The organism is Novosphingobium sp. FG90 (assembly GCF_057808725.1).
Genome location: NZ_JBMDIO010000002.1, coordinates 226,704 through 250,567, shown reverse-complemented (window position 1 = coordinate 250,567; position 23,864 = coordinate 226,704). Strand labels below are relative to the sequence as shown.

21 protein-coding genes are annotated in these 23,864 nt (G+C 65.6%); 8 read left to right on the top strand and 13 right to left on the bottom strand.

Annotation, left to right across the window (positions count from 1 at the left end):
- Nucleotides 1–37: 37 nt before the first annotated feature.
- Nucleotides 38–811 (top strand): nucleoside triphosphate pyrophosphohydrolase, encoded by a 774-nt coding sequence (gene mazG, locus ACODRZ_RS02830; protein WP_488970984.1) that lies wholly within the window; start codon nucleotides 38–40, stop codon nucleotides 809–811.
- 37 nt (nucleotides 812–848) lie between these two features.
- On the opposite strand, the gene hflX is transcribed toward mazG, so the two are convergent.
- The 7 genes from hflX to dusB all read right to left on the bottom strand — a co-directional run bounded on the left by hflX (nucleotide 849) and on the right by dusB (nucleotide 10,312).
- Nucleotides 849–2,243: a GTPase HflX gene (hflX, locus tag ACODRZ_RS02825; protein ID WP_488970985.1), complete on the bottom strand. Its 1,395-nt coding sequence runs from the start codon at nucleotides 2,241–2,243 to the stop codon at nucleotides 849–851.
- Nucleotides 2,244–2,259: 16 nt separating this feature from the next.
- Nucleotides 2,260–2,865, bottom strand: a complete 606-nt coding sequence (gene hfq / locus ACODRZ_RS02820; RefSeq protein ID WP_488970986.1) for an RNA chaperone Hfq — start codon at nucleotides 2,863–2,865, stop codon at nucleotides 2,260–2,262.
- 144 nt (nucleotides 2,866–3,009) lie between these two features.
- Nucleotides 3,010–4,407 (bottom strand): nitrogen assimilation response regulator NtrX, encoded by a 1,398-nt coding sequence (ntrX, locus tag ACODRZ_RS02815; protein WP_488970987.1) that lies wholly within the window; start codon nucleotides 4,405–4,407, stop codon nucleotides 3,010–3,012.
- Between the two features lie 30 nt (nucleotides 4,408–4,437).
- Nucleotides 4,438–6,633 (bottom strand): sensor histidine kinase, encoded by a 2,196-nt coding sequence (locus tag ACODRZ_RS02810; protein ID WP_488970988.1) that lies wholly within the window; start codon nucleotides 6,631–6,633, stop codon nucleotides 4,438–4,440.
- A 111-nt stretch (nucleotides 6,634–6,744) separates the two neighbouring features.
- Nucleotides 6,745–8,169, bottom strand: a complete 1,425-nt coding sequence (locus ACODRZ_RS02805) for a sigma-54-dependent transcriptional regulator (RefSeq protein ID WP_488970989.1) — start codon at nucleotides 8,167–8,169, stop codon at nucleotides 6,745–6,747.
- Nucleotides 8,166–9,284 (bottom strand): two-component system sensor histidine kinase NtrB, encoded by a 1,119-nt coding sequence (locus tag ACODRZ_RS02800; RefSeq protein WP_488970990.1) that lies wholly within the window; start codon nucleotides 9,282–9,284, stop codon nucleotides 8,166–8,168. The genes ACODRZ_RS02805 and ACODRZ_RS02800 overlap by 4 nt, the downstream gene beginning before the upstream one ends.
- Entirely contained in the window at nucleotides 9,281–10,312 is a 1,032-nt protein-coding gene (gene dusB, locus ACODRZ_RS02795; RefSeq protein ID WP_488970991.1) for a tRNA dihydrouridine synthase DusB, read from the bottom strand. The genes ACODRZ_RS02800 and dusB overlap by 4 nt, the downstream gene beginning before the upstream one ends.
- Before the next feature lie 80 nt (nucleotides 10,313–10,392).
- On the opposite strand from dusB, the gene ACODRZ_RS02790 reads away from it, so the two are divergent.
- The 3 genes from ACODRZ_RS02790 to ACODRZ_RS02780 are packed head-to-tail and all read left to right on the top strand — an operon-like array spanning nucleotide 10,393 to nucleotide 12,641.
- A complete protein-coding gene (locus tag ACODRZ_RS02790) occupies nucleotides 10,393–11,583 on the top strand; it encodes a bifunctional 2-C-methyl-D-erythritol 4-phosphate cytidylyltransferase/2-C-methyl-D-erythritol 2,4-cyclodiphosphate synthase (RefSeq protein WP_488970992.1) in 1,191 nt (396 codons plus the stop codon).
- A gap of 27 nt (nucleotides 11,584–11,610) precedes the next feature.
- Nucleotides 11,611–12,138 (top strand): hypothetical protein, encoded by a 528-nt coding sequence (locus ACODRZ_RS02785; protein ID WP_488970993.1) that lies wholly within the window; start codon nucleotides 11,611–11,613, stop codon nucleotides 12,136–12,138.
- Between the two features lie 2 nt (nucleotides 12,139–12,140).
- On the top strand, nucleotides 12,141–12,641 hold the full coding sequence (locus ACODRZ_RS02780; protein ID WP_488970994.1) for a CinA family protein: 501 nt from the start codon (nucleotides 12,141–12,143) through the stop codon (nucleotides 12,639–12,641).
- Nucleotides 12,642–12,839: 198 nt separating this feature from the next.
- On the opposite strand, the gene ACODRZ_RS02775 is transcribed toward ACODRZ_RS02780, so the two are convergent.
- Together ACODRZ_RS02775 and lipA are read right to left on the bottom strand one after the other, a co-directional pair.
- Complete coding sequence (locus ACODRZ_RS02775) at nucleotides 12,840–13,286, bottom strand: type II toxin-antitoxin system RatA family toxin (protein ID WP_488970995.1); 447 nt, start codon at nucleotides 13,284–13,286, stop codon at nucleotides 12,840–12,842.
- Between the two features lie 3 nt (nucleotides 13,287–13,289).
- Nucleotides 13,290–14,237, bottom strand: coding sequence for a lipoyl synthase (gene lipA / locus ACODRZ_RS02770; protein WP_488970996.1), 948 nt, complete (start codon nucleotides 14,235–14,237; stop codon nucleotides 13,290–13,292).
- A gap of 94 nt (nucleotides 14,238–14,331) precedes the next feature.
- Between lipA and ACODRZ_RS02765 the strand changes: the two genes are divergently transcribed.
- The gene (locus ACODRZ_RS02765; protein WP_488970997.1) at nucleotides 14,332–14,985 is read left to right on the top strand and encodes a carbonic anhydrase; all 654 of its coding nucleotides are present in this window, start codon (nucleotides 14,332–14,334) and stop codon (nucleotides 14,983–14,985) included.
- A gap of 236 nt (nucleotides 14,986–15,221) precedes the next feature.
- Here the strand turns inward: ACODRZ_RS02765 and ACODRZ_RS02760 are convergent, their stop codons facing one another.
- Nucleotides 15,222–16,562, bottom strand: a complete 1,341-nt coding sequence (locus ACODRZ_RS02760) for a hypothetical protein (protein ID WP_488970998.1) — start codon at nucleotides 16,560–16,562, stop codon at nucleotides 15,222–15,224.
- A 299-nt stretch (nucleotides 16,563–16,861) separates the two neighbouring features.
- On the opposite strand from ACODRZ_RS02760, the gene gyrA reads away from it, so the two are divergent.
- Nucleotides 16,862–19,597 carry a DNA gyrase subunit A gene (gene gyrA / locus ACODRZ_RS02755; protein WP_488970999.1) on the top strand — a complete coding sequence of 912 codons (2,736 nt, stop codon included), beginning with the start codon at nucleotides 16,862–16,864 and terminating at the stop codon, nucleotides 19,595–19,597.
- Nucleotides 19,594–19,935 carry a DUF952 domain-containing protein gene (locus ACODRZ_RS02750; RefSeq protein ID WP_488971000.1) on the top strand — a complete coding sequence of 114 codons (342 nt, stop codon included), beginning with the start codon at nucleotides 19,594–19,596 and terminating at the stop codon, nucleotides 19,933–19,935. Before gyrA ends, ACODRZ_RS02750 begins: the two co-directional genes overlap by 4 nt.
- A gap of 593 nt (nucleotides 19,936–20,528) precedes the next feature.
- On the opposite strand, the gene ACODRZ_RS02745 is transcribed toward ACODRZ_RS02750, so the two are convergent.
- Nucleotides 20,529–21,179, bottom strand: a complete 651-nt coding sequence (locus ACODRZ_RS02745) for a hypothetical protein (protein WP_488971001.1) — start codon at nucleotides 21,177–21,179, stop codon at nucleotides 20,529–20,531.
- Between the two features lie 82 nt (nucleotides 21,180–21,261).
- Between ACODRZ_RS02745 and trmFO the strand changes: the two genes are divergently transcribed.
- Entirely contained in the window at nucleotides 21,262–22,602 is a 1,341-nt protein-coding gene (gene trmFO, locus ACODRZ_RS02740) for a methylenetetrahydrofolate--tRNA-(uracil(54)-C(5))-methyltransferase (FADH(2)-oxidizing) TrmFO (RefSeq protein WP_488971002.1), read from the top strand.
- Nucleotides 22,603–22,642: 40 nt separating this feature from the next.
- Here trmFO and ACODRZ_RS02735 read toward each other — a convergent pair whose 3' ends face one another.
- On the bottom strand, nucleotides 22,643–23,095 hold the full coding sequence (locus ACODRZ_RS02735; RefSeq protein WP_488971003.1) for an EF-hand domain-containing protein: 453 nt from the start codon (nucleotides 23,093–23,095) through the stop codon (nucleotides 22,643–22,645).
- A 68-nt stretch (nucleotides 23,096–23,163) separates the two neighbouring features.
- Nucleotides 23,164–23,853: a hypothetical protein gene (locus ACODRZ_RS02730; RefSeq protein ID WP_488971004.1), complete on the bottom strand. Its 690-nt coding sequence runs from the start codon at nucleotides 23,851–23,853 to the stop codon at nucleotides 23,164–23,166.
- Nucleotides 23,854–23,864: the final 11 nt, after the last annotated feature.

Below are 23,864 nucleotides of genomic sequence, written 5' to 3'. Positions count from 1 at the left end.
TTCTTAGCTTTACATAATCATCATTATCATTTCAGGTATGACCCAGAGCCGACACCAGCAGATCGACCGCCTTCTGAGCATCATGGCCCGCCTGCGCGATCCGCAGGACGGCTGCGAATGGGACAAGGAGCAGACTTTCGCGACGATCGCACCGTACACGATCGAGGAAGCCTACGAAGTTGCCGAAGCCATCGCCCATGGCGATCTTCCATCCTTGCGCGAGGAACTTGGCGACCTGCTGCTCCAGGTCGTGTTTCACGCCCGCATGGCGGAAGAACTCGGGCATTTCGCTTTTGGCGATGTCGCCGCCGCGATCTCGGACAAACTCGAAGCCCGCCATCCGCACATCTTCGGTGACGACATTTCCGACGATGTCCAGACCGATCGCTGGGAAAAGCTCAAGGCCAACGAGCGTGCCGCCAAGGGAGCGACCAGCGCGATCGACGGTGTGGCGCTCTCGCTTCCGGCGCTGATGCGGGCCGAAAAACTGCAGAAACGCGCGGCCCGGGTTGGTTTCGACTGGCCCGATCCGAGCGGAGCCGCTGACAAAGTGCGCGAGGAAATGCAGGAACTCGCCGAAGCCGGGGCTGCGGAACGACTGGAGGAAGCCGGCGATCTGCTGTTCGCGGCGGTCAATCTCGTGCGTATGAACGGCATCGCGCCCGAAGATGCGCTGCGCGCCGCCAACACCAAGTTCGAGCGTCGGTTCCGGGCGATGGAAACCCTCTCAGCCCAGGAAAACCGCGATTTTGCAGCACTTTCCCTAGAAGAACAGGAAGGTTACTGGCAGGCCGTGAAGCGCGCCGAATAAGCGCGCATCACGGCACACAACGCCACCATAACGGTAGTCAAAGGGCCATGAAGCGCCCGAATTCCCGTTCAGACAAGCGCACTTCCAGCCGCATCTGAGGTCCCTGCTCCCCCTCGCCGGCATCCTCTTCGGATACCACTTCGCCGCGCGCGTGAAGGAACGCGAAGCGTTGGCCGTCAGCGACCGGCAGGACGAAGCTGTAGAGCTTCGAATCCCGGGTCAGGTTGCGGCTCGCGATTTCGAGCAGGGCATCGCAGCCCTCCCCGGTCAGCGCCGAGACGGGAACGATGACTTCCCCTTCCCTGTGTGCCGCGACCTCATGGAGTTCGTGCGCCTGATCGGTGGCGAGCAAGTCCCACTTGTTCCAGACCTCGATGATCGGAACCTGCGGCTCGGGCTCATCGTCCGGCTCATCGTCCGACCAGTCAAGGGCCGGAGCCTGACGCTGCTTGCGATCGTCGAGCGGGGGCTGGATCACGCCGAGGTCGGCCAGGACGTCGAGAACCTGACGCTTCTGTGCCTCGGTGTCCGGGTTGGCGATGTCGCGCACGTGGAGGATGACATCCGCGGCGGTCACTTCCTCGAGCGTTGCACGGAACGCGGCGATCAGTTCGGTCGGCAGGTCGGAGATGAAGCCCACCGTGTCGGACAGGATCGCCTTTTCGAGGCCCGGCATGCGAATCGCCCGCATGGTCGGATCGAGCGTGGCGAACAGGAGGTTCTCGGCCATGACGCCTGCTCCGGTCAGCCGGTTGAACAGCGTCGATTTGCCCGCATTGGTGTAGCCGACCAGCGCGATCACCGGCCACGGCGCCTTTTCGCGCCGGTCGCGGTGGAGACCGCGGGTGCGGCGCACCTGCTCCAGTTCACGGCGGATCTTGGCCATGCGGTCGCGGATCATGCGGCGATCCGCCTCGATCTGCGTTTCGCCCGGGCCGCCGAGGAAGCCGAAGCCACCGCGCTGGCGTTCAAGGTGAGTCCAGCTGCGGACCAGACGCCCCGCCTGATAATCAAGGTGCGCGAGTTCGACCTGCAGGCGGCCCTCGGCCGTCGCAGCACGCTCGCCGAAGATTTCGAGGATGAGCCCGGTGCGGTCGATGACCTTGCGCTTTAGCTTTTCCTCGAGGTTGCGCTGCTGGATCGCCGAGAGCGAACCGTCGACGATGATCAGTTCCGCCTCGTTCAGGTTGCAGGCAGTCGCGATGTTCTGGATCTGGCCTTCGCCGAACAGCGTGCCGGGGCGCGCCTCGCGGATGACGATGGCCATCGCCTCGACCACTTCGAGGCCGATCGCGAGCGCCAGACCTTTAGCCTCTTCGAGGCGGGCTTCGGGGTCAAGGTCGCTGCGATCGCCCCTTGGCCCCCTCATCTGCGGATAGACGACGAGGGCACGCGCACCGCGCGTGACCTCGCCCTTCAGTTCATCGTTCAAGTTGGTTCAGCTTCTCTCAGTCGTCGGCTTCTTCATGCGCCTGAAGATCGACCGGAGTCACGGGCTGAATCGTCGAAACCGCATGCTTGTACGCCAGCTGCACATAGCCTTCGCGCTCAAGCAGCATGCAGAACAGGTCGTAAGCGGCGACGCGACCCTGGAGCATGACGCCGTTGATGAGGAACATCGTCACCTGCACACCCGCGTTGCGGATGCTGGAAAGGAAGACGTCCTGCAGCACGCGCTGCTTCTTCGCGTTCTCGGGACCATTGCCAAACTGACGGGCATCGACCGGGGTTGACGGCATGATCGTCGAGATAGCGTGCTTGTAGACGAGCTGCGACTGGCCATCTCGGCGCAGCAGGATCGAGAAATTGTCGAACCAGGTGACGATACCCTGCAGCTTCACGCCCTTGACTAGGAACATGGTGACCGGGGTCTTGTTCTTGCGCAGCAGGTTCAGGAACTGGTCCTGCAGGTTCTGACCACTCTTGCCCGCTGACGAGCCCGTCGATGCCGGGGCGGGCGCAGCCGCAGGCGCGGCAACGGCAGGAGGCGCGGCCTCTTCAGTTTCGAGCTCCGGCGTCGCTTTGGGGCGCGCGGAAAGGGTACGACCAGCCATGTGTATGCTCCTTCTTTTTGGCGGCCGCCCATGCGGTCCGCGATCTGGTCCCGCCGTTGGCACGGGCCGTTCTCGAATCGGAAACTACCCATTTGCTGCAATGCAGTAAACGGGGTTTTTGTAGCAGAAATGTTACACCGAAACTCAGATCGTCTCGTCGAGGTCCGTTTCGTCCTCGCGCCGTTCCGACATGCCAAGCAACTTGAGCTTGCGATGCAGCGCCGAACGCTCCATCCCGATGAAGGCCGCTGTCTTCGAGATATTCCCGGAAAACCGCCGGATCTGCACCCGAAGGTACTCCCGCTCGAAGCTCTCGCGCGCTTCGCGCAAAGGCGCGCTCATCATCACGGTGACGCCTGTGTCGGCCCCTCCGCGGCTGTTGAAGATTTCCGGCGGCAGCATGTCCGCCTCGATCTTGGCGAGCTTTTCGCGCGGCGCCATGATCACGGTGCGCTCCACGACATTGCGCAGCTGGCGCACGTTGCCGGGCCATTCGTAGGCCTGGAGCGCGGTCATCGCCTCACCGCTTACCGGCGGAGGGGATACGCCCTGCTCGTTCGCGTAGCGGGCGAAGAAATGATCGACCAGCGCAGGGATGTCGTCGCGACGCTCACGCAGCGCCGGGATGGAGATCGGCACGACGTTGAGGCGGTAGAACAGATCCTCACGGAAGCGCCGCTCGGCAATTTCCTTTTCCAGATCCCGCGAGGTCGACGAAACCACGCGGACGTCGACGCGAATCTGCCGGGTGCCGCCGACGCGCACGAAGGCCTGGTCGGTCAGGACGCGCAGGATGCGCGCCTGAGTCGAAAGCGGCATGTCCGCCACTTCGTCGAAGTAGAGCGTGCCGCCGTCCGCACTTTCCAGTAGGCCGGAGCGGATCAGGGTGCCGTCGGCCTCCTCGCCGAACAGTTCCTGCTCGAACCGTTCCGGCGTGATGCGGGCAGAGTTGACGCTGACGAAGGCATTGCCCGCGCGCGGGCTCCAGGCGTGGAGCAGCCTTGCCGCCACTTCCTTGCCCGATCCGGCCGGCCCGGTGATGAGCAGGCGGCTGCCGGTGTTCGCGACGCGCTTGAGCGTCGCGCGGACCTGGTTGATGACGCCGCTGGAACCGGTGAACTCCTCGCCCATCGAGACGCCCTGGCGCAACTGCGCATTCTCGCGCCGCAAGCGCTCGGTCTCGGTTGCGCGGCCGACGAGGTGCAGCAGTTTCTCAGCTTCGAAGGGCTTCTCGATGAAGTCCATGGCACCGCGGCTGATCGCGGCGACGGCCGTGTCGATATTCCCGTGGCCGGAGAAGATGATGACCGGCAGTTCCGGCTCGCGCGCCTTGATCGCGTCGAGAATTTCGAGCCCGTCCATCGGACTGCCATGCAGCCACACGTCGAGCAGGACGAGCGAAGGGCGCCGAGCATCGACCGCCGCGAGCGCGGCGTCGCTGTCGCCCGCCGTGCGGCATTCGTAGCCTTCGTCGCTCAGCACGCCGGCGACCAGTTCGCGGATGTCGCGCTCGTCGTCGACGATCAGAATATCAAGTGCCATGGGCCATCTTCTTCGTGCTGGAAAAACGGGTCATTGCGCGGCTTCCGGCTTGCGTGCGGGTGCCGAGCTGGTTGCTTCCTGGGCCAGCGGGTCATGCGCGAAACGCATGGTGACCGTGGTGCCCCCCCCTTGTGCGGCGGTGAAGGTCATTTCGCCGCCATGTTCCTCGATGATCTTGTTGACGATCGCGAGCCCCAGACCGGTGCCCTTTTCTCGCGTGGTGACGTAAGGTTCGATCAGCCGCTCCTTGTCGTGCGAGAGACCGATGCCGTTGTCGGTAACGCGCACGAGGATCGATTCGTCCTGCTCGACAACCTCCACCCCAACCGCGCCGCGATAATTCTCATCCGCATCTTTCGATTTTGCTTCAATGGCTTCGACCGCATTCTTGAGAATATTGGTCATTGCCTGTCCGAACTGGTGACGATCGCAGTCGATCACCCGGACGTCCCGTTCCGCCAGGAAGCGGAAGTCGATGTCCGGCCGGGCCACTTCCTGCAGGAACAAGGCCTGACGTGTTAGCGCGACCGGGTCTTCGGTGCGGAACACCGGCTTGGGCAGCCGTGCGAAGGAGGAGAACTCGTCGACCATCTTGCGCAGGTCCCCCACCTGCCGGATGATCGTGCGAGTCAGGTCCTCGAACAGTTCCGGGTTGTCGGTGATCTGCTTGCGATAGCGGCGGCTGAGGCGCTCGGTCGCCAGCTGGATCGGGGTGAGCGGGTTCTTGATCTCGTGCGCGATGCGGCGCGCCACGTCGGACCATGCGGCAGTACGCTGGTCGAGGAGCTGGCGGGTGATGTCCTCGAAGGTGATGACGTGACCCGTAGCATCACGGCTGGTCTTTACCGCGAGGGTCAGCAGGTCGCCGCCGCGGTTGTACTGGACGAGGCCGCTGGTCGCGCCCTGTTCCACCAATGTGGCGATGGAAGGCGCGAGTTCGGCGATGGACATTCCTTCCGGCACGTCATCGGGCAGGTTCGTCAGCAGCTTCTGCGCGGTCGAGTTCAGCAGGAGTATCCGCCCTTCCCCGTCGAGCGAGATGATGCCCGAAGTGACCGATTCCAGCACCGCCTCGATGAAGACGCTGCGTTCGTGCAACTGACGGTTGGCACCGAGCAAGGCCTGCGTCTGCTTGTCGATCTGCGCGGTCATGCGGTTGAAGGCGCGGTTGAGGAGGCCGATCTCGTCGGCTCCGGTGCGCCCTTCGATCCGCAACGCATAATTACCCGCCCCCACCCGGCGAGCGGCGTCGACGAGCTGGTACAGCGGCTCGACCTGACGGTCGGCGAAACGCAGCGCAAACCACACGGAAAGGCCGACGAGGACAAGGGACAGGATGAACAGCGCGACGTTGAACCGCAACTGCAGCACGCGCGCCCGGTTGGTCAGGACTTCGTAGGCCTGAACGATGTTCTCGGCCCGCTGGCCCTGACTCAGGGACAGCAGGTCGGAACTGCGCACCACGAGCAGGTAGACACCGGAGGAACGCTCTATCGGCGCTGCCGCGACTATGCGGTTGTCCTTGGCACTGACGACATAGGGCTCACCCTTATCCAGCCTCTCGAGGCCGTCCTTGCTGAGCCGGTTGTTCTCCGCCAGGCCTTCGGGATCGACGATGATCGGCGTCCGCTGCTCGCCCCCTTCATCGATCTGCACGATTGCGGCGCCCCTGAGATTGCGGCGAACCACCTGATAGGAGAGAAACGTCTGGAAATCCCGGCTCGCCACCGGAACACGGCTCAGTTCGTCACGGGAATCGGTGGCCATCGCCACGGACTCGTAGCCGACGTCACGAAGCGTCTGTTCGTAGTAGCCGCGCGCCAGCTTGTTGGCGTTTTCGAGCAGCCCCCGGGAACTGTCGGAAAACCAGAACTCCACGCCGGACTGGAACAGCCACGAGGCAAAGACCACTACGAGCAGGGTCGGCACCGCCGCGATCAGCGAGAAGATGAACACCAGGCGCACATGCATCTGCCCGGTGCCGCCGGTGCCGTGCTCGGCAGCGCGGCGCAGTGCCATGTGGCGGCCGAGCAGGACGAGGATCGCCATTGCAGGCACCAGCGTGCCCACCAGCAGACTCGCGGTCAGGTCCGAAGGCAGCAACTGGCGCCGGTCGGCTCCGCTGTTGAGCGCCAACCATGTCGTGACGGACATCGCCAGGAAAGCGACAACCGCGACCACCGCCATGATCGCGAAGAAGTTCGCCCGGCGCGCAGCAACCTGCATTCGCCGCCACCATCGGGGCCAGGCACGCTTCTGGACTGAACTTTCACTCATCGTTGCGCTGTTACAACAGGACTGTGACCCCGCTGCAAGTGTAAATCCACCAAGGCGCTTCTACGGACGACGAGCGAATTCCTCGGGATCGAGCGAAAGCTCGCCCAGACGCTTGCGCAAGGTGTTGCGATTAATCCCCAGCGCTTGCGCCGCGCGCAACTGATTGCCCGCCGTCTCGCGCAGGACCTCGGCAAACAGCGGTCGCTCGAAAGCGGCCATCGCGCTGTTGTAGATCGAGCCGCTCGGCGGACGATTGATCGAGAGCCATTCCGACACGGCGGTGGCGATGTCCACGGCCCTCGGCATCCCGCCGTCCTCAGTGGCCGTTGGCGGTTCCTGCGTCAGCAGCGGCAGCACCGCCTCGGCGTCGATCACGTCCTCGCGCGCCAGCAGGGCGAGACGGTAGATGAAGTTCTTGAGTTCACGCACATTGCCGCGCCACGGCTGGCGGCTCAGCACATCGGCGGCCTCCTTCGTCAACTGGCGACGCGGCAGGCCTTCGTTGGCGGCGTGCTGGAGGAAATGGCGCGCCAGCACGTCGATGTCATCGCGTCGGTCACGCAGCGGCGGCATGTGGATCGGCACCACGTTGAGACGGTAGTACAAGTCCTCGCGGAAGCGCCCGGCGGCGATTTCCGGCTCCAGATCCTTGTTGGTGGCCGCGACGATGCGCGTGTCGAGGCGGATCTCCTCGCGCCCGCCGACCCGGCGCACGGTGCCCGACTGAAGCGCGCGCAGCAGGCGGGTCTGCGCCTGCATCGGCATGTCGCCGATCTCATCGAGGAACAGGGTGCCGCCCGCCGCCTGCTCGAACTTGCCGACATGGCGCGCGACGGCGCCGGTGAAGGCGCCTTTCTCGTGCCCGAACAGCTCGCTCTCGATCAGTTCGGCGGGGATGGCGGCGGTATTGACGGCGATGAACGGGCCGTCCCGGCGATTGCCGAGCTGGTGGATCGCCTCGGCCACAAGCTCCTTGCCGGTGCCCGATTCGCCGAGGATCAGCACCGTCAGGTCGTTGCGCAGGACGCGGGTGATCATGCGGAACACCGACTGCATGGCGAGGCTGCGGCCTACCAGGGGCAGGCCGTCCGCCACCGGCTCGTCGTCCGCTGCCAGTCCCTGCGCCGCACCGGCGGCCTGACGCACGGTGCGCGCCAGTTCGTCGATGTCGAAGGGCTTGGGAAAATACTCGAAGGCGCCGGTATCGGTGGCACGGACCGCGGTATCGAGCGTGTTCTGGGCCGAGAGGATGACGATCGGCATGTGCGGATGCAGCGCACGGACCCGCTCGATCGTCTCGATGCCGTCGCCGTCCGGCAGCATCACGTCGGTGACGAGCGCGGCGAACCCGCGCTCCGCCAGCATCCGGTCGCGCTCGGCGATGGTGACGCAGTGCGAGACGCCGAAGCCCTCTGCTTCCAGCGCCGCCGTGATGACGATGGCGATGGACATGTCGTCCTCGAGCAGCAGCACATTCATCTTCATGCCGGCTTTCTCCGGGGGCGGTTCCGCGTCTCGCGAGCGAGCGGCAGGTGGATACGGAAGTGAGTCATCCCGTTCTCGTCGTCACGATCGTGGGTGATGCGCCCGTTCATGTCGCGCACCAGCTTGCGGACCAGCGGCAAGCCAAGGCCCTGGCCCGATTTCTTTGTGGTGACGAAGGGCTCGAAGATGTGATCGCGCATGGCCGGATCGATGCCAGGGCCGTTGTCGCTGACGCGGACTTCGATCGGCAGGCGCAGCGGTGCGCCGTCGTCGCCGGTGTGAAGCTGCAGGCCGCTGGCGAAGCGGGTCCGGATGGTCACGCGCGGCTCGGCGACATGCTTGCAGGCGTCGGCGGCATTGGACAGCAGGTTCATCATCACCTGCACCAGCCCGTCCGGACTGCCGAGGACCGGCGGGAGCGAGGGGTCGAACTCCTCGACAAGGCGGAAGGCAGGCTTCTCTTCCTTGGCCGCCTTCAGCACGTCGATGGCCCGGCGGGCAGCTTCATGGAGGTTGCAGGGTTCGACCGGCGGGGTTGTGCGGCCGCTCAGCTTCTGCATGCGTTCGATGAGGCCGGCGACGCGGTCGACCTCGCCGGTAATGAGGTCCGTCAGCGCCTTGTCGCGTTCATCGACCTTGCGCGCGAGAAGCTGCGCCGCGCCGCGAATGCCGGCGAGCGGGTTCTTGATCTCGTGCGCCATGATCTCGGGGCCGCGCAGCACCGCATTGTCGGGGCCACCCGAGTCATCGCCGAGCGCTTCGGAAGCGGAATTGTCGTGGAGCGATACGACCTGCCAGCCGGGACTGTCCGCCACCGGGCCGACGTTGATGTCGATCCGCCGCGCGCCCCTGCCCTTTATCTGCACCACGATCTCGCGGGCCGAGACGGGCGCCTCGGAATCCGACAGGCGATCGAGCAGGCGACGGTCGGAAATCGACATGATGTCGCGCAATCGCGTGCCAACGAGGCGCCGCGCCGACTGACCGAAGAACTGCTCCGCCGCCGGGTTGAGCGAGGCGATCGTGCGCCCGTCCTCAAGCAGCAGAACGGCATGCGGCAGGCTCGCCAGCAGCCGCTGGGCGTCAGGCAGATCGGTCCGGGTGTCCAGGCTCATGCGGCGCGGAGCTGGCTGTCGTCGGCATCGCGGTAGGGAGCGTAGAATTCGTCGATTTCGCGAAGCACTTCAGCAGGATCGGCGATGAAGTTCAGCTTGTTTCTGAACTCCGCCGAGCCGCGCACGCCCTTGATGTACCAGCCAAGGTGCTTGCGAGCCATCCGGACGCCGGTGTCCGCGCCGTAGTGGTCGAGCATGTCCTCGTAGTGACGACGGATGATGTCGTATTGCCCGGCGATGTCGGGATCGGCGGAAACTTCCTCGCCGCGCCACCACTGCATGACCTGCGAGAGGAACCACGGGCGGCCGTAAGCGCCGCGCCCGATCATCAGGCCGTCGGCACCGGACTGCTCCAGCGCCTGCGCGGCGTCGGTCACGGTGCAGATGTCGCCATTGACGATGACCGGGATCGAGACCGCGTCCTTGACCTTGCGCACGAAGGCCCAGTCGGCCTCGCCCTTGTACATCTGGTTGCGGGTGCGGCCATGGACGGTGATCATCTTCGCGCCCAGATCCTCGGCGATCCGCGCGAGTTCGGGGGCGTTGAGGCTGTCATGGCACCAGCCCATGCGCATCTTGACGGTGACCGGGACCTTGACCGCCTTGACGGTCGCCTCGATCAGCTTGGTCGCCAGCGGCACCTGCCGCATCAGCGCCGAGCCCGCGTCGCCGTTGACGACCTTGCGCACCGGGCAGCCCATGTTGATGTCGATGATCGCGGCGCCGCGATCCTCGACCAGCTTGGCGGCCTCGCCCATCTGTTCGGGGTCACAGCCGACCAGCTGCATCGAGACCGGGTCCTCGACCTTGTCCCACATCGCCTTCTGCAGCGACACGCGCGTCTCACGGATCGCAGCGGGGCTGGCGATCATCTCGGTGACGTTGAGGCCGGACCCGAAGGCGCGCACCATCCGGCGGAACGGCAGGTCCGAAACCCCCGTCATCGGCGCGAGCACGACCGGGCAGTCGATCGTCACGGGACCGACCTGAATGGGCTTGAGTGCCGGAGGATTGGGCAATTGAGTCATGATACGTGCAGTGCTGCCTAAAAAACAGGCAGCGCATAGTGGATTGCCCTCAATGCGGCAAGCGATTACCGGCATCGGCGATGTCGCAAATCGTCTCAGAGCCGCAGAATTCGTCCCGTGATCGCGCTGGTGACCGCGCTGGCGCTCATACTGCCGCGCTCGTCGTGGCCGCAGGCAAGGGTCTGCGCGCCGGTAAGCCGGTGCCCAAGCAGTTCGCCCGCTGGCGCGGCAAGCCGGTTGTGCGGCACTCGGTCGAGGCGCTGGCGGCGGCCGGATGCGCGCCGATTCTGGTGGTCATTCCCGATGGCGCGGAAGCCGTGGCGCGTGAAGCACTGGCGGGAATCGCGGGCCTGCAGTTCACCAGCGGCGGCGCGACGCGGCAGGAATCGGTGCGTCTCGGGCTGGAAGTGCTGGCTGGCTCCGAGCCCGACCGCGTCCTGATCCACGACGCCGCCCGCCCGCTGCTGCCCGCCGAAGTCATCGAACGGCTGCAGACCGCGCTGGACGAGCACAAAGGCGCGATCCCTGTCCTGCCCGTGGCAGACAGCCTGACTCATGCGGCCGGCGATCTCATGGGCGCCCCTGCCCGGCGCGAGGACTTGCGCCGGGTGCAAACCCCGCAGGCGTTCCACTTCGCCGACGTGCTCGCCGCGCACCGGGACTGGGAGGGCGCCACCAGTGCCGGGGACGACGCGCAGGTCGCGCAGGCATGGGGCATGGACGTGGCACTCGTCGAAGGGGACGAAACCTTGCACAAGCTGACTTACGCTGCCGATTTCGGTGCCGCCAGGCCACTGATCCGTGTCGGCAACGGCTATGACGTCCACCGGCTCGAAGAGGGCGAGGAGCTTTGGCTCTGCGGCGTGCGGATCGAACACACACACGGCCTCTCCGGCCACAGCGACGCCGACGTGGCGATCCACGCGCTCGTCGATGCGATGCTGGGCGCGATCGGCGCCGGGGACATCGGCCAGCACTTCCCGCCCAGCGATCCGCAGTGGAAAGGCGCGGCTTCCGACCGCTTCCTCGCGCACGCAGGCAAACTGGTGGCCGAGGCGGGCTATGCCCTCGCCAATGCCGACATCACCATCATCTGCGAGGCGCCCAAGATCGGGCCGCATCGCGAGACCATGCGCGCGCGCCTCGCGGACATACTCGGCGTTGACATCGCCGCGATCAGCGTGAAGGCAACGACGACCGAGAAGCTCGGCTTCACCGGGCGGCGCGAGGGGATCGCGGCGCAGGCGGTGGTCAGCCTCGGTCTGGTTTAAATTTCGGGGCGCAAAGGAATTTCCTGCATGCGTGGATTGTTGCGAACCCTTTCTCTTGTCCTCGCCATGGCGCCCTGCGCTGCGATGGCAGCCGAGCCGGTGTGCATCAGCAAGGCCGAGGCGACCTCGCTGATCGCCTATGCCCTGCCGCAGGCGATCAACGGCACCGCGAAGCGCTGCGCCCCGTCCCTGCCCGCCGACGCCTTCCTGCGCACCAAGGGGCCTGGCCTCGCCGCCCGCTACGCCGCGCAGAAGGATCGCTACTGGCCCAAGGCCAAGCCCGCTTTGCTGAAAGCGCTCAATACGCAGGGCGGCGGGTCGTCGAACATGATGACCGGGCTTCCCGACGACACCCTGCGCCAGATGGCCGACGTTTTCGTCGAGGGCTTCGTCTCGCAGCGGATCGCGCCCAAGTCCTGCAAGCAACTGGACCTCGCGATCGACCTGCTCTCGCCGCTTCCCCCCGAGAACACCGCCGGACTGATCGCGCTGAGCATGGACGTGGCCGGCAGCGCCGATCCCAGGCTCGGTAAAGTGACGCTTTGCAAGGACTGACGATGGCCGCGAATCCCTTCTTTCCGGAAGACCTCTACGCGCTCGCCCAAAGGGTGATCGAGGAGAACAAGGCGCTCGGCCGTATGGTCTCGGTGGCCGAAAGCTGCACCGGCGGCCTCGTCTGCGCGGCGCTGACCGAGATTCCGGGCTCGTCGGCGGTGCTCGATCGCGGTTTCGTTACCTATTCGAACGAGGCCAAGATGGAGATGCTGGGGGTCCACTCCGACATCCTCGATTCGTTCGGGGCGGTGTCACCGGCGACGGCATGGGCCATGGCGCAGGGCGCGATCGGCAAGAGCCGGGCGGACGTCGCGGTCGCGATCAGCGGTATCGCCGGGCCGGACGGCGGCAGCGAGATGAAGCCGGTCGGCACCGTGGTCTTCGCCTGCGCCCGGCGTGGCGAGGAAGAGGTCAACGCCGAGCAGAAGCTGCTGGACGGCAGGACCCGCGCGGAAATCCGCCATCAGGCCGCGATCGTGGCGCTGGAACTGCTGCTGCCCTGACTGCTTGACGAGGCGCGTCCCATCCACACTCCGCCCGTCACCCTGAACTTGTTTCAGGGTCTATCGCGAGGTTTAATCGGAGGGATCGCTTCACCAGCGGCCCTCTCAACTTAGTACCCACAGCGCTGGACGGGCTGCCCGATGGACCCTGAAACAAGTTCAGGGTGACGGAGTGTTGTTAGACCGGTTTCGACCGGATCACCCCGCCTGCGCGACACCGTAGAGTTCGGCCGCGCGCGTTTCGAACGCGGCGACCATTTTGCGGAACGCCTTGTCGAAGTACTGCCCCGCCAGTTTCTCGAACAGCGGGTTGCGAAAGGTGAACTTCACGTCGAACTCAAGATCGCACGAAGTCTCGTCGACCGGATGGAAAGTCCAGACGTTGTCCAGATCACGCATCGGGCCATCGACATAGTGCACCTTGATGACGCGCGGGCGCTCCTTCTCGACACGCGAGGTGAACTTCTCGCGCAGGGCCTTGAAGCCGACCAGCATGTCCGCGATCATTTCGTGCCCGTCGTCGGACTTCACCCGGGTTGCGACGACCCAGGGCAGGAATTCCTGATAACGGCCGACGTCGGCGACGAGGTCGTACATCTGCTCGGCGCTGTACGGCAGGCGCTTGGTCTCATGAATGCCCGGCATGAGTCAGACCTTGGCGGGCTGCATCTTGGCCAGCTTGGCGTCGCGCGCGGCCTTCATCTCGGCGAAGTCGTCGCCCGCGTGATAGCTGGAGCGCGTCAGCGGCGATGCCGCGACCTGCAGAAAGCCCTTCGCTCGGGCTATCGCGCCGTAAGCCTTGAATGCCTGCGGGGTGACGAATTCCTTTACCTCGGCATGCTTGGGCGTTGGGCGCAGGTACTGGCCCATGGTCAGGAAGTCGATGTCGGCGCAGCGCATGTCGTCCATCACCTGATGGATTTCCAGACGCTCCTCACCCAGACCGAGCATAACGCCCGACTTGGTGAAGATCGACGGATCGTGGCGCTTGACCTCTTCCAGCAGCCGCAGCGAGGCGTAGTAGCGCGCGCCGGGGCGGATGGTCGGGTAGAGACGGGGCACCGTCTCGAGGTTGTGGTTGTAGACGTCCGGGCGCGCCTGCACGATCGCCTCGACGGCGCGCTGCATCTTGTTACGGAAGTCGGGTGTCAGGATTTCGATCGTGGTCGCGGGCGAGGCCGCGCGGACTGCCTGGATCACCTTGACGAACTGGCTGGCGCCGCCGTCGGGCAGATCGTCACGGTCGACCGAGGTGACGACGATGTGCTCAAGCCCGGTCTTGAGCACCATCTCGGCGACGTTGTCGGGCTCGGCCGCATCGACGCGGCCCGGCATGCCGGTCTTCACGTTGCAGAACGCGCAGGCGCGCGTGCAGGTGTCGCCGAGAATCATCACCGTCGCGTGCTTCTTCGTCCAGCACTCGCCGATGTTCGGGCAGGCGGCTTCCTCGCACACGGTGTTGAGCTTGAGGTCGCGCATCAGCTGGCGCGTCTCGCCGTAGCCCTTGCTGGTCGGCGCCTTGACGCGAATCCAGTCGGGCTTGCGCTGACGGACGGGGGCTTCTTCCGGAACCGGTACGGAGGAGAGATCGTTCATGCCGTCCAGATAGTCATATGCACGCAACCTTGCCAGCCCGAATATCCGGCGTATGGCGAACCATCAGTTCGAAAAACAGCAACGGAGCCCCCAGATGACCGAATCCAACGACCGCGTGCTGAACCACCTCGTCGACGGCTACCGCCGTTTCCGCGGCACCGGCTGGAGCACCAACCGCGCGCGTTGGGACGAACTGGGTCAGGGCCAGTCGCCCGAAGTGATGGTGATCGCCTGCTCTGACAGCCGCGTCGATCCCAGCCAGATCTTCGACGTCGATCCCGGCACGATCTTCGTGGTGCGCAACGTCGCCGCGCTGGTGCCGCCGTTCGAGACGACACCCGGCCATCACGGTGTTTCGGCTGCACTGGAGTTCGCGGTGCAGGTTCTGAAGGTCAAGGAAGTGGTCGTGATGGGCCACGGGTTGTGCGGCGGCTGCAAGGCGGCGCTGACGCAGGACCTCAAGGACGCGGAGATCGGCCAGGGCGGCTTCGTGGCCGACTGGATCTCGATGCTCGACGAGGCTCGCGTGCCCGTCGCGCACGAGCATGGCACCACCGGCCGCACCGCCGAGCGCGCGATGGAGCAGGCGGCGGTCAAGGTCAGTCTCGAGAACCTGATGACCTTCCCCTGCGTGCAGAGCAAGGTGGCCAAGGGCGACCTCAAGCTGCGCGGTGCGTTCTTCGCGATCTCGGACGGCGTGCTGCACCTGCTGGACGAGACCAGCGGGGAATTCGCACCGGTGGAGTGATCAAACGCCCGTCATCCCAGCGAAAGCTGGGACCGCTGGCCGTGAACACACCGCCTCGCGTCAGGGCGTTCTAACGCGCGCTATCGCCTCAAGTACGGCCAGCGGTCCCAGCCTTCGCTGGGATGATGATGATGTTTGAACGGTAGCGATGGGGTGATGCCCGCTGCTTGGACATTGGCCACCAAAAAGGGCGCCGGAAACCCGGCGCCCTTCCCGTTTCAGTCTGAACCGAAAGCTCAGTTCGCCGCAGGAGCCGTCGCCGCAGCAGGCGAAGCCTTGCTCTTGGCATAAGCCGACCACAGCTTCGCGACCGGCGCACGGGTGCCGGTGACCTTGGCGAAGTTGGCTTCCGCGTCCGCATACTTGCCCTGCAGCGCCTGTGACATGCCGAGGCGCAGCGCGACCTTGTTGGCATCGACGCCCGGCATCGATGCAGCCTTGGCGTAAAGCGGCTCGGCCTTGGCGGCCTGATCGTAGCTCAGGAACACGTCCGCGGCGCCGACAACGGTAGCGGCGGTTGCGCCCGGCTTGTTGGCGTCACGCTCGGCAGCGGGAAGCGAAGCCTTGTCCGCTGCGACGCGGCCATCGGTGTTGGCCTTGTCGGGAACGTCGCTGGCGACAAGCTTGCCCTTGGCGATACCGTCGGCCATGACCTTGCTCGCCTCGCCCGGGAAGGCGCGCGGATCGGCGTTCTCGAGGTACTCGAAGTAGTCGCGCTTGTCGTTCATCGAACCGGTGAGGAACATCAGGCGCATCAGGTCGAGGTTCTGGTCGCGCGGCAGCGAGGCGAGCTGGCGAACCACCGAGATGGCGGTGTTCCAGGTGCCCGGGTAGTACTGGCCGAGCAGGGCCGCATACTCGGTCGAAGGCGCAAGCTGCTTGGCGGTGTAGGTCTGTTGGAGCACCGAGCGCAGCGCGGTTTCCGAAGGTGCCTGACCCTTGGCCTGTGCGGCGGCAACGTCGTCCTTGGCCATCTGCAGGGCGGCCTCGGGGTTGTTGTTGCGCTTGTAGGCGTCGGCGAGGACCGCATCGAGCTGGCCCGACGAATCGACGAAACCGCCGTCCTTGGCCGCCTTCAGGTACGTCGCCGCGCTGGCGTAGTCCTTCAGCTGATAAGCGGTGATGCCGGCGTCGTAGTTGGTCTTCCCGACTTCCTCAGCCGGCAGCTTGCCGCTGGCCAGCATCAGCTTGTTGCCTTCCTGCTTGGTGGCAAGATCCTGCGAGATGATGCCGAAGTTGCGCATCATCGAGCCGAGCGCGCTCTTGTCGTCGGGCGTAGTCGCGGCCGGCACGGCGGCCTGGAACGCGGCCTTGCCGTCGCCGCCGACGGCGCTGTCGAACGCGGCCTTGGCCTTGGCCATAGCCTCCGGGGTCTGTTGGCCGCCAAGCGCCGCGATCGCGGCTTCCATGGCCTTCTGCAGCGGCTGCGCGGCCTTCACGAACTCGGGGGAGAACTTGCCGCCTGCGGCTTCCTTCTCCTTCTTCGCGGCCATCGCGGGGGTGGCGACCGTCATCGCCAGACCGCTCGACAGCAGGGCGGCAAGAGCGACGCGGGAAACAAGGAACTTGCGAGCCATCAAGGCTACTCCTCTCAAGACAAACGAAATCCTGCCCAAGCAGGATGAAAACAGGCCGAGAGGGTGTGGCGGGGAAAAAGACCCTTGGCAACCTCTCGCCGCAATTAGGTTGGCGCTACTGAACGCGCATTGAATGCAATTCGTCGCAGCCGTTCAGGTTCCCCGCGCGCGTGCGTTCCTTATATGTGGAAAACGGCACGCATCGCCCCTCGCCGCCCCCGCTTCCGGTGGCTTTCCCCTGGCGCATGGCCTAGTGCGGTCCATCATTCTCTTTCCGTAGCAAAAGCGATCCAACCCGCGTGAGCGACGACATCAACGATATCCAGCCCGTAGGCCCCGAGGGCGAATTCACCCGCGTCGACATCGTCGACGAGATGAAGACCAGCTATCTCGACTACGCGATGAGCGTGATCGTCAGCCGCGCGCTGCCCGATGTGCGCGACGGCCTGAAGCCGGTGCACCGTCGCATCCTCTACGCCTCGCAGGAAGGCGGCTTCGTCGCGGGCAGGCCTTACCGCAAGTCCGCCAAGATCGTCGGCGACGTGATGGGCAACTATCACCCGCATGGCGACAGCGCGATCTACGACGCCCTTGCGCGCATGACGCAGGACTGGTCGATGCGCGTGCCGCTGATCGACGGTCAGGGCAACTTCGGCTCGATGGACCCTGATCCGCCGGCCTCGATGCGCTACACCGAAGCGCGCCTCGCCCGCGTGGCGAACTCGCTGCTCGACGATCTCGACAAGGACACCGTCGACTTCGCGGACAACTACGACGGTTCGCGTCAGGAACCGACCGTGCTTCCGGCACGCTTCCCGAACCTGCTGGTCAACGGCGCGGGCGGCATCGCGGTCGGCATGGCCACCAACATTCCGCCGCACAACCTCGGCGAAGTGATCGACGGCTGCTTCGCGATGATGGAAAATCCGGGGATGACCTCGGAGGAACTGTTCCAGATCATCCCCGGCCCGGACTTCCCGACCGCGCCGCTGATCCTGGGCCAGAGCGGCGCGCGCAATGCGGCGCTGACCGGGCGCGGCTCGATCATCCAGCGCTGCCGCAGCCATGTCGAGGAAGGTCGCGGCACCCGCAAGGATGCGCGCTCGATCGTCCTCACCTCGATCCCATTCCAGGTCGGCAAGTCCAACCTTGTCGAGAAGATCGCCGAGGCCGCCAAGGACAAGCGGATCGAGGGCGTGTCGGACATCCGCGACGAATCCAACCGTGAAGGCGTGCGCGTGGTCATCGACCTCAAGCGCGATGCCTCTCCCGAGGTCGTGCTCAACCAGCTGTGGCGCAGTACCCCCGCGCAGTCGAACTTCGCGGCGAACATGCTGGCGATCCGGGGCGGCCGCCCGGAAATCATGTCGCTGCGCGACATCCTGCAGAACTTCATCCAGTTCCGCGAACAGGTCATCACCCGCCGCACCAAGTTCGAACTGAACAAGGCGCGTGACCGGGCGCACATCTTGCTCGGCCTCGTCGTCGCCGTGTCCAACATGGACGAGGTGGTGAAGATCATCCGCGGCGCCTCCAACCCGGCCGACGCGCGCACCAAGCTGCTCGCAAAGGAATGGCCGATCGGCGACATCGCCCAGTACATCCGTCTGGTCGAGGCGATCGAGCCCGAAGCCGAAGCGGCGGGCGGCATCTACCGCCTGTCCGAAGCGCAGGTGAAGGCGATCCTGGACCTGCGCCTGCACCGCCTGACCGCGCTGGGCCGCGACGAGATCGGCGACGAGCTCAAGCAGCTTGCCGTTGCCATCGCCGAATACCTTGCCATCCTTGCCGACCGCGTGAAGCTCTACGGCGTCATGCGCGAGGAACTGCAGGCCGTGCGCGACGCCTACGCGACGCCGCGCCTGTCCGAGATCACCGCCGCCTTCGACGGGATCGACGACGAGGACCTGATCGAGCGCGAGGACATGGTCGTCACCGTCACCATGGACGGCTACATCAAGCGCACCGCCCTCTCCACCTTCCGCGCCCAGAACCGTGGCGGCAAGGGCCGCGCCGGCATGGCGACGAAGGACGAGGACGCAGTGACGACGATGTTCGTCACCTCCACCCACAATCCGGTGCTGTTCTTCTCGACGGCGGGCAAGGTCTATCGCCTCAAGGTCTACAAGCTGCCCGAAGGCGGCCCGACCACGCGCGGCCGTCCGATCGTCAACCTCCTGCCCGCGCTGGACAAGGATGAGACGATCCAGACCGTGCTCGCCCTGCCCGAGGACGAGGCGGAGTGGAGCAAGCTGTCGGTCGTGTTCGCCACGGCCAAGGGCAACGTGCGCCGCAACGCCATGGATTCCTTCGCGAACATCCCCAGCAACGGCAAGTTCGCGATGCGCTTCGACGAAGGCAGCGACGATCGCCTGATCGGCGTGGCGCTGCTGGAAGCCAGCGACGACGTGCTGCTCGCCACCCGCCAGGGCAAGGCGATCCGCTTCCCCGGCGACGACGTGCGCGAATTCACGAGCCGCACCTCGACCGGCGTGCGCGGCATGACGCTGAAGGGTGACGACGAGGTCATCTCGCTCTCGATCCTCCACCGTGTCGGCACCGATGCCGAGGACCGCGAGCAGTATCTGCGCTTCGCCCCGTGGAAGGGCGACAAGGAAGGCGAATCCACCCTCTCCGCCGAGCGCATGGCCGAACTGGAAGAGCGCGAGCAGTTCATCCTGACCGTCTGCGCCAACGGCTACGGCAAACTGTCTTCTGCCTACGAATACCGCCGTACTGGTCGCGGTGGCCAGGGCATCACGAACATCGACAACATCGGCCGCAATGGTCCGGTGGTTGCGAGCTTCCCGGCCACCCGCGCGCAACAACTGATGCTGGTGACGGACCAGGCCAAGCTGATCCGCCTGCCGCTAGATTCGCTGCGCGTGATCGGCCGCGGTTCGGCGGGCGTGCGCCTGTTCTCCGTCTCGGCAAACGAACACGTCGTCAGCGCCGTCCGGCTTGACGAGGAGCCCGAGGTCGAGACCCCGGCAACGGAAACGCCCGCTCCCGAGGCTCCGGAAACGGAAGCGTGAGCGACACGGTCGCCTACAAGATCCTGACCGGCGAGCAGTTGTCACGACTGCTCGCCGACGGGACTTTCGCTGGTGCCCCGGTCGATCTGGCGGACGGCTACATCCACATGTCCACCGCCGATCAGGCGCAGGGCACGCTGGACAAGCACTTCGCCGGACAGGACGACCTCCATGTCGCCGCCGTCGATCTGACGGTGCTGGGCGATGCGGTGAAGTGGGAAGTCTCGCGCGGCGGCGCGCTGTTCCCGCATATCTACGGCGACCTGCCGCTTTCAGCCGTCATCGTGCACGCCCCGGTCGAATGCGGTCCGGACGGAACGCTTGAGCTTCCACACTGACCGTCATCCCAGCGAAGGCTGGGACCGCTGGCCTGTTAATACGAGCCAACGTCCGGACGCCTTAACGATAGCCGGGCTGATCACGGCCAGCGGTCCCAGCCTTCGCTGGGATGACGGGCTTTTGTAAGCCACCTTGATATTTATCGCCAAATAGGTTATATGGCCCAGCATCCGATCCGGCGATGATCACGCTGGAAAGGTGTATCGGGTCGGCGTCGTGGGCCGGGATGCGGTTTCAGCCGTGATCACGCAAACCACGCGCCCAACGAAGACCCGGACTGTCTGCCGGCTACTGGAAAGCGTCTTCCGACTACCTCATGCGACATGTCGCATGAACTCCGGAAGCCCCACCGGCAGCCTTCGGCCGATAACGACGCGAACCCTAACGACGGCCACATGGGACTTTCCGATGGAATACAGGTCGAGCCGGGCTGACCACCACTACCCGGCCGCTCGCCCGAGCAGGTGGACAACAAAACCCCGCGTCCCGGTGAGGACGCTCCCGACGCCGACCCGATGTTCATTCTCGGATGCGTTGATCTTCTCCCGGCGTTAGGCCCGCACTAGCCAGCGGGCGTTGTCGCATGTGTCGATCAGAACGCATCCTCGCGCATGCGCAGTTCGCCGGTCACCCCGGTCGCCAGCACCACGTTGCCGATGAAGAACAACGGCCAGGCGACCGTCGCCAGCATTGCGCTGCCGCTCGCCGCAGCGATTTCCAGCACCACGCCTGCGACGATCAGCGCCGCTCCAAGGCCCACGCGCGAGCGCGGGAACGTGCTGATCCACGCCGATGCCGCCATCCCTCCCAGCGCAAGGCCCAGAAACAGCGGCACGCCGACGCCTGCCCGATCCGCCGCGAAGAAGCACAGCAGCGGTGTTCCCAACGTCAGAGCAAGAGCTGCAACCTTGCGCCCGCCGTCCATCACCGCACGGCGGTGCATCAGGAACAGCGACAGGCCGATCAGGAAGGCGATCAGCATCGCGTTCAGCCCGATCACTGGCACGTCGTACCACAGCGCCGATCCGACCGCCTCCAGCCCCAGCATCCCCGCCAGCGAGCGGGTGTCAGTCCCCCGATGCCGCAGCACTGCATAGACGGCCAGCAAGGCCAGCGGCGCGCCCTTGAGCACGATCAGGTAAAGCCCCGGCAAGGTGCTCCCGCGCAGCCACACCCAAGCGACGGCGAGAACAATGCTAGCCAGCAGCCAGGGACGACGTTCGATCAGAGCGCGGTGCGGCATTCATCCTCCTGGGGTTGTCGCATTGCCATGGCAGATGCCGCAGGGCTTTTCCATCGCCGCGATAGGGTCTAGGCGCTGCCGCATGACCTATCAGATCCACATCATCGGCGGCGGCCTCGCCGGAAGCGAAGCGGCATGGCAACTCGGCCGCCGGGGCTTCAGGGTGCGCCTCTCGGAAATGCGCGGGACCGGGGAACGCAGCCCGGCCCATCAGGGCGACGGCCTTGCAGAACTGGTCTGCTCGAACTCGTTCCGTTCCGACGATCACGAGAAGAACGCCGTAGGCCTGCTCCACCACGAGATGCGCCAGTGCGATTCGCTCATCATGAGCGCCGCTGCCAAGGCCGAAGTGCCTGCCGGGTCGGCGCTGGCGGTGGACCGCGAGATCTTCTCCGCCGAAGTTGAGGCGCGCCTTGCCGCCCTGCCCAACGTCGAGATCGTGCGCGAACGCATCGATGCCCTGCCCGCCGATGCCCCCGTCATCGTCGCCACCGGCCCGCTCACCGCAGAGGCGCTGGCCGGTTCGATCGGCGCGGCGACCGGGGCCGATAGCCTGGCGTTCTTCGACGCCATCGCCCCCATCGTCTACCGCGACACGATCGACATGGACGTGTGCTGGATGGCCTCGCGCTGGGACAAGGGCGAGACCAAGGACTACATCAACTGCCCGATGACCAAGGAGCAGTACCTGGCCTTCCACGCCGGTCTGGTCGCAGGCGAGAAGACCGCGTTCAAGGAGTGGGAGGAGAACACCCCCTACTTCGACGGCTGCATGCCGATCGAGGTCATGGCCGAGCGCGGCATCGACACGCTGCGCTTCGGCCCGATGAAGCCGGTCGGCCTCGACAACCCGCACTGGGCGACACCGGAACACCCGAACGGCCGCTGGGCATACGCCGTGGTGCAGCTGCGGCAGGACAACAATCTCGGCACGATCTGGAACATGGTCGGCTTTCAGACCAAGCTCAAGCACGCCGAGCAGGTGCGCCTTTTCCGCACGATCCCGGGACTGGAGAACGCCGAGTTTGCGCGTCTTGGCGGCCTCCATCGCAACACCTTCCTCAATTCGCCGGTGCTGCTGGACCGTACCCTGCGCCTCAAGACCGCGCCCAACGTGCGCTTCGCCGGGCAGATCACCGGCTGCGAGGGCTATGTGGAAAGCGCGGCGGTCGGCCTGATGGCGGGCCTGATGGCCTCGGCCGAGCTGGCTGGCCGCGAATGGCAGGCCCCGCCGCGCACGACGGCGATGGGCGCCCTGCTCTCGCACATCACCGGCGATGCCGAGGCCGAGACCTATCAGCCGATGAACGTCAACTTCGGCCTGTTCCCGCCGCTGCACGACGTGAAGAAGAAGCAGCGCAAGGAAGCCTACACCGAACGCGCCAAGGCCGAGATCGCGCCGTGGCTGGCGACGCTGGGCTGAGCGTGCCGCCGTCCCGGACTTGTTCCGGGACCGGTGGCGGTCAGCAAGAACACTTCGCCTTGGGCTTGGGCGGCGGCGCCGTCTTACGGAATTCGGCAGGCGTGAGATAGCCATCGCGGTCGCCGTCCGCTCCGTCGAACTTGTCGACGGTTGCCACGGCCCATTCCTCGAAGGTCAGCAGGTTGTTGCCGTCCTTGTCGAACTTGCGGAAAATGTCCGAGCGCGTCGAAAGCATCTCGTTGCGGGAAATCCGTCCGTCACGGTCGCGATCGTAGCGTCCGAAGCGGCGCTGCTCGCGGCTGAGTTCGGTCGCCTCGGGAAGTTCGGGGCCGACCATGTCGCCGACATCGGCGCTGGGCAGTGGTGCAGGCTCGGTCGCCATCGGCGCCGCCGGAGGGGCAGCCGCCTCCACCTCGGCATGGCCCTGCCACCAGAACAGGCCGATGCCCAGGAGTACGAAAACGGCGAGGCCGCCGAGCAGAAAGCGATTCATTGCGCGGTATCCATGACCCCGCGATCCTAGAACCGCTCCGCACGCGAGCGGAAATTACAACACTGCAATCAGAAGCCGAGGAGGCCGAGCCGCATCGCCTTGAGCATCGCGGCAGGCGAAGTCGCGCCGGATTCGTCGCCTTTGGCCAGACGCCGCGCGGCGAGGCCGTGCAGCACCATCAGCGGCCGGAGGGATCGCGACACCCGCGCACCGCTGCTCGCCTGCGCGAGTTCGCGCGCGGTCTCACGCTCGCTGACATGGCCGAGCCGCATCGCCAGATCGTTGAGCGCCCAGGCGCGGCCCAGCTTCAGCGCGGCCTCGCGCTCCTGGCTCCGGCCAAGAGCATCGGCCAGCGCCGCAAACGCCTCGCCCCTGCCCTGCGCCATCGTCTCGAGCGCTTCGGCAGAGAGCGGCGCGGCCCCGGTCATCGCCTCCCAGCCATCGACAAGCGCGACAAGGCCGCCGTGATGGCCGTTCCAGCTCTTCAGCAGCGCCAGCAGCGGCTCGCCAATGGGCCATTGTTCGACGGACTGGCCGAGCGATTCGCGCCACCATGCCAGACGCAGCTGCGCCATCATCGGCTCGCGCGAATGCCGCAGCAGATGGGCAAGCCGGGCATCGAGCGCCAACAATGCCAGCGTCTGCTCCCGCGCGGACTTCGGCGCATAGACCAGCGCGAGGCGCGATACCGTAGGCAGTGACTGGACGAGGATGTCCTCGTTGGAAGCGGAAATCGTGGGGGATTGGGAGTCGGTCACGCCGCTTCCCT

Bases quoted from the DNA above. Each gene is read 5' to 3' on its own strand.
- mazG (WP_488970984.1), top strand. From the start codon at position 38: ATGACCCAGAGCCGACACCAGCAGATCGACCGCCTTCTGAGCATCATG.
- hfq (WP_488970986.1), bottom strand. From the start codon at position 2,865: ATGGCTGGTCGTACCCTTTCCGCGCGCCCCAAAGCGACGCCGGAGCTC.
- ntrX (WP_488970987.1), bottom strand. From the start codon at position 4,407: ATGGCACTTGATATTCTGATCGTCGACGACGAGCGCGACATCCGCGAA.
- ACODRZ_RS02810 (WP_488970988.1), bottom strand. From the start codon at position 6,633: ATGCAGGTTGCTGCGCGCCGGGCGAACTTCTTCGCGATCATGGCGGTG.
- ACODRZ_RS02805 (WP_488970989.1), bottom strand. From the start codon at position 8,169: ATGAAGATGAATGTGCTGCTGCTCGAGGACGACATGTCCATCGCCATC.
- ACODRZ_RS02800 (WP_488970990.1), bottom strand. From the start codon at position 9,284: ATGAGCCTGGACACCCGGACCGATCTGCCTGACGCCCAGCGGCTGCTG.
- dusB (WP_488970991.1), bottom strand. From the start codon at position 10,312: ATGACTCAATTGCCCAATCCTCCGGCACTCAAGCCCATTCAGGTCGGT.
- ACODRZ_RS02790 (WP_488970992.1), top strand. From the start codon at position 10,393: ATGTCGCAAATCGTCTCAGAGCCGCAGAATTCGTCCCGTGATCGCGCT.
- ACODRZ_RS02785 (WP_488970993.1), top strand. From the start codon at position 11,611: ATGCGTGGATTGTTGCGAACCCTTTCTCTTGTCCTCGCCATGGCGCCC.
- ACODRZ_RS02780 (WP_488970994.1), top strand. From the start codon at position 12,141: ATGGCCGCGAATCCCTTCTTTCCGGAAGACCTCTACGCGCTCGCCCAA.
- ACODRZ_RS02775 (WP_488970995.1), bottom strand. From the start codon at position 13,286: ATGCCGGGCATTCATGAGACCAAGCGCCTGCCGTACAGCGCCGAGCAG.
- lipA (WP_488970996.1), bottom strand. From the start codon at position 14,237: ATGAACGATCTCTCCTCCGTACCGGTTCCGGAAGAAGCCCCCGTCCGT.
- ACODRZ_RS02765 (WP_488970997.1), top strand. From the start codon at position 14,332: ATGACCGAATCCAACGACCGCGTGCTGAACCACCTCGTCGACGGCTAC.
- ACODRZ_RS02760 (WP_488970998.1), bottom strand. From the start codon at position 16,562: ATGGCTCGCAAGTTCCTTGTTTCCCGCGTCGCTCTTGCCGCCCTGCTG.
- ACODRZ_RS02745 (WP_488971001.1), bottom strand. From the start codon at position 21,179: ATGCCGCACCGCGCTCTGATCGAACGTCGTCCCTGGCTGCTGGCTAGC.
- trmFO (WP_488971002.1), top strand. From the start codon at position 21,262: ATGACCTATCAGATCCACATCATCGGCGGCGGCCTCGCCGGAAGCGAA.
- ACODRZ_RS02735 (WP_488971003.1), bottom strand. From the start codon at position 23,095: ATGAATCGCTTTCTGCTCGGCGGCCTCGCCGTTTTCGTACTCCTGGGC.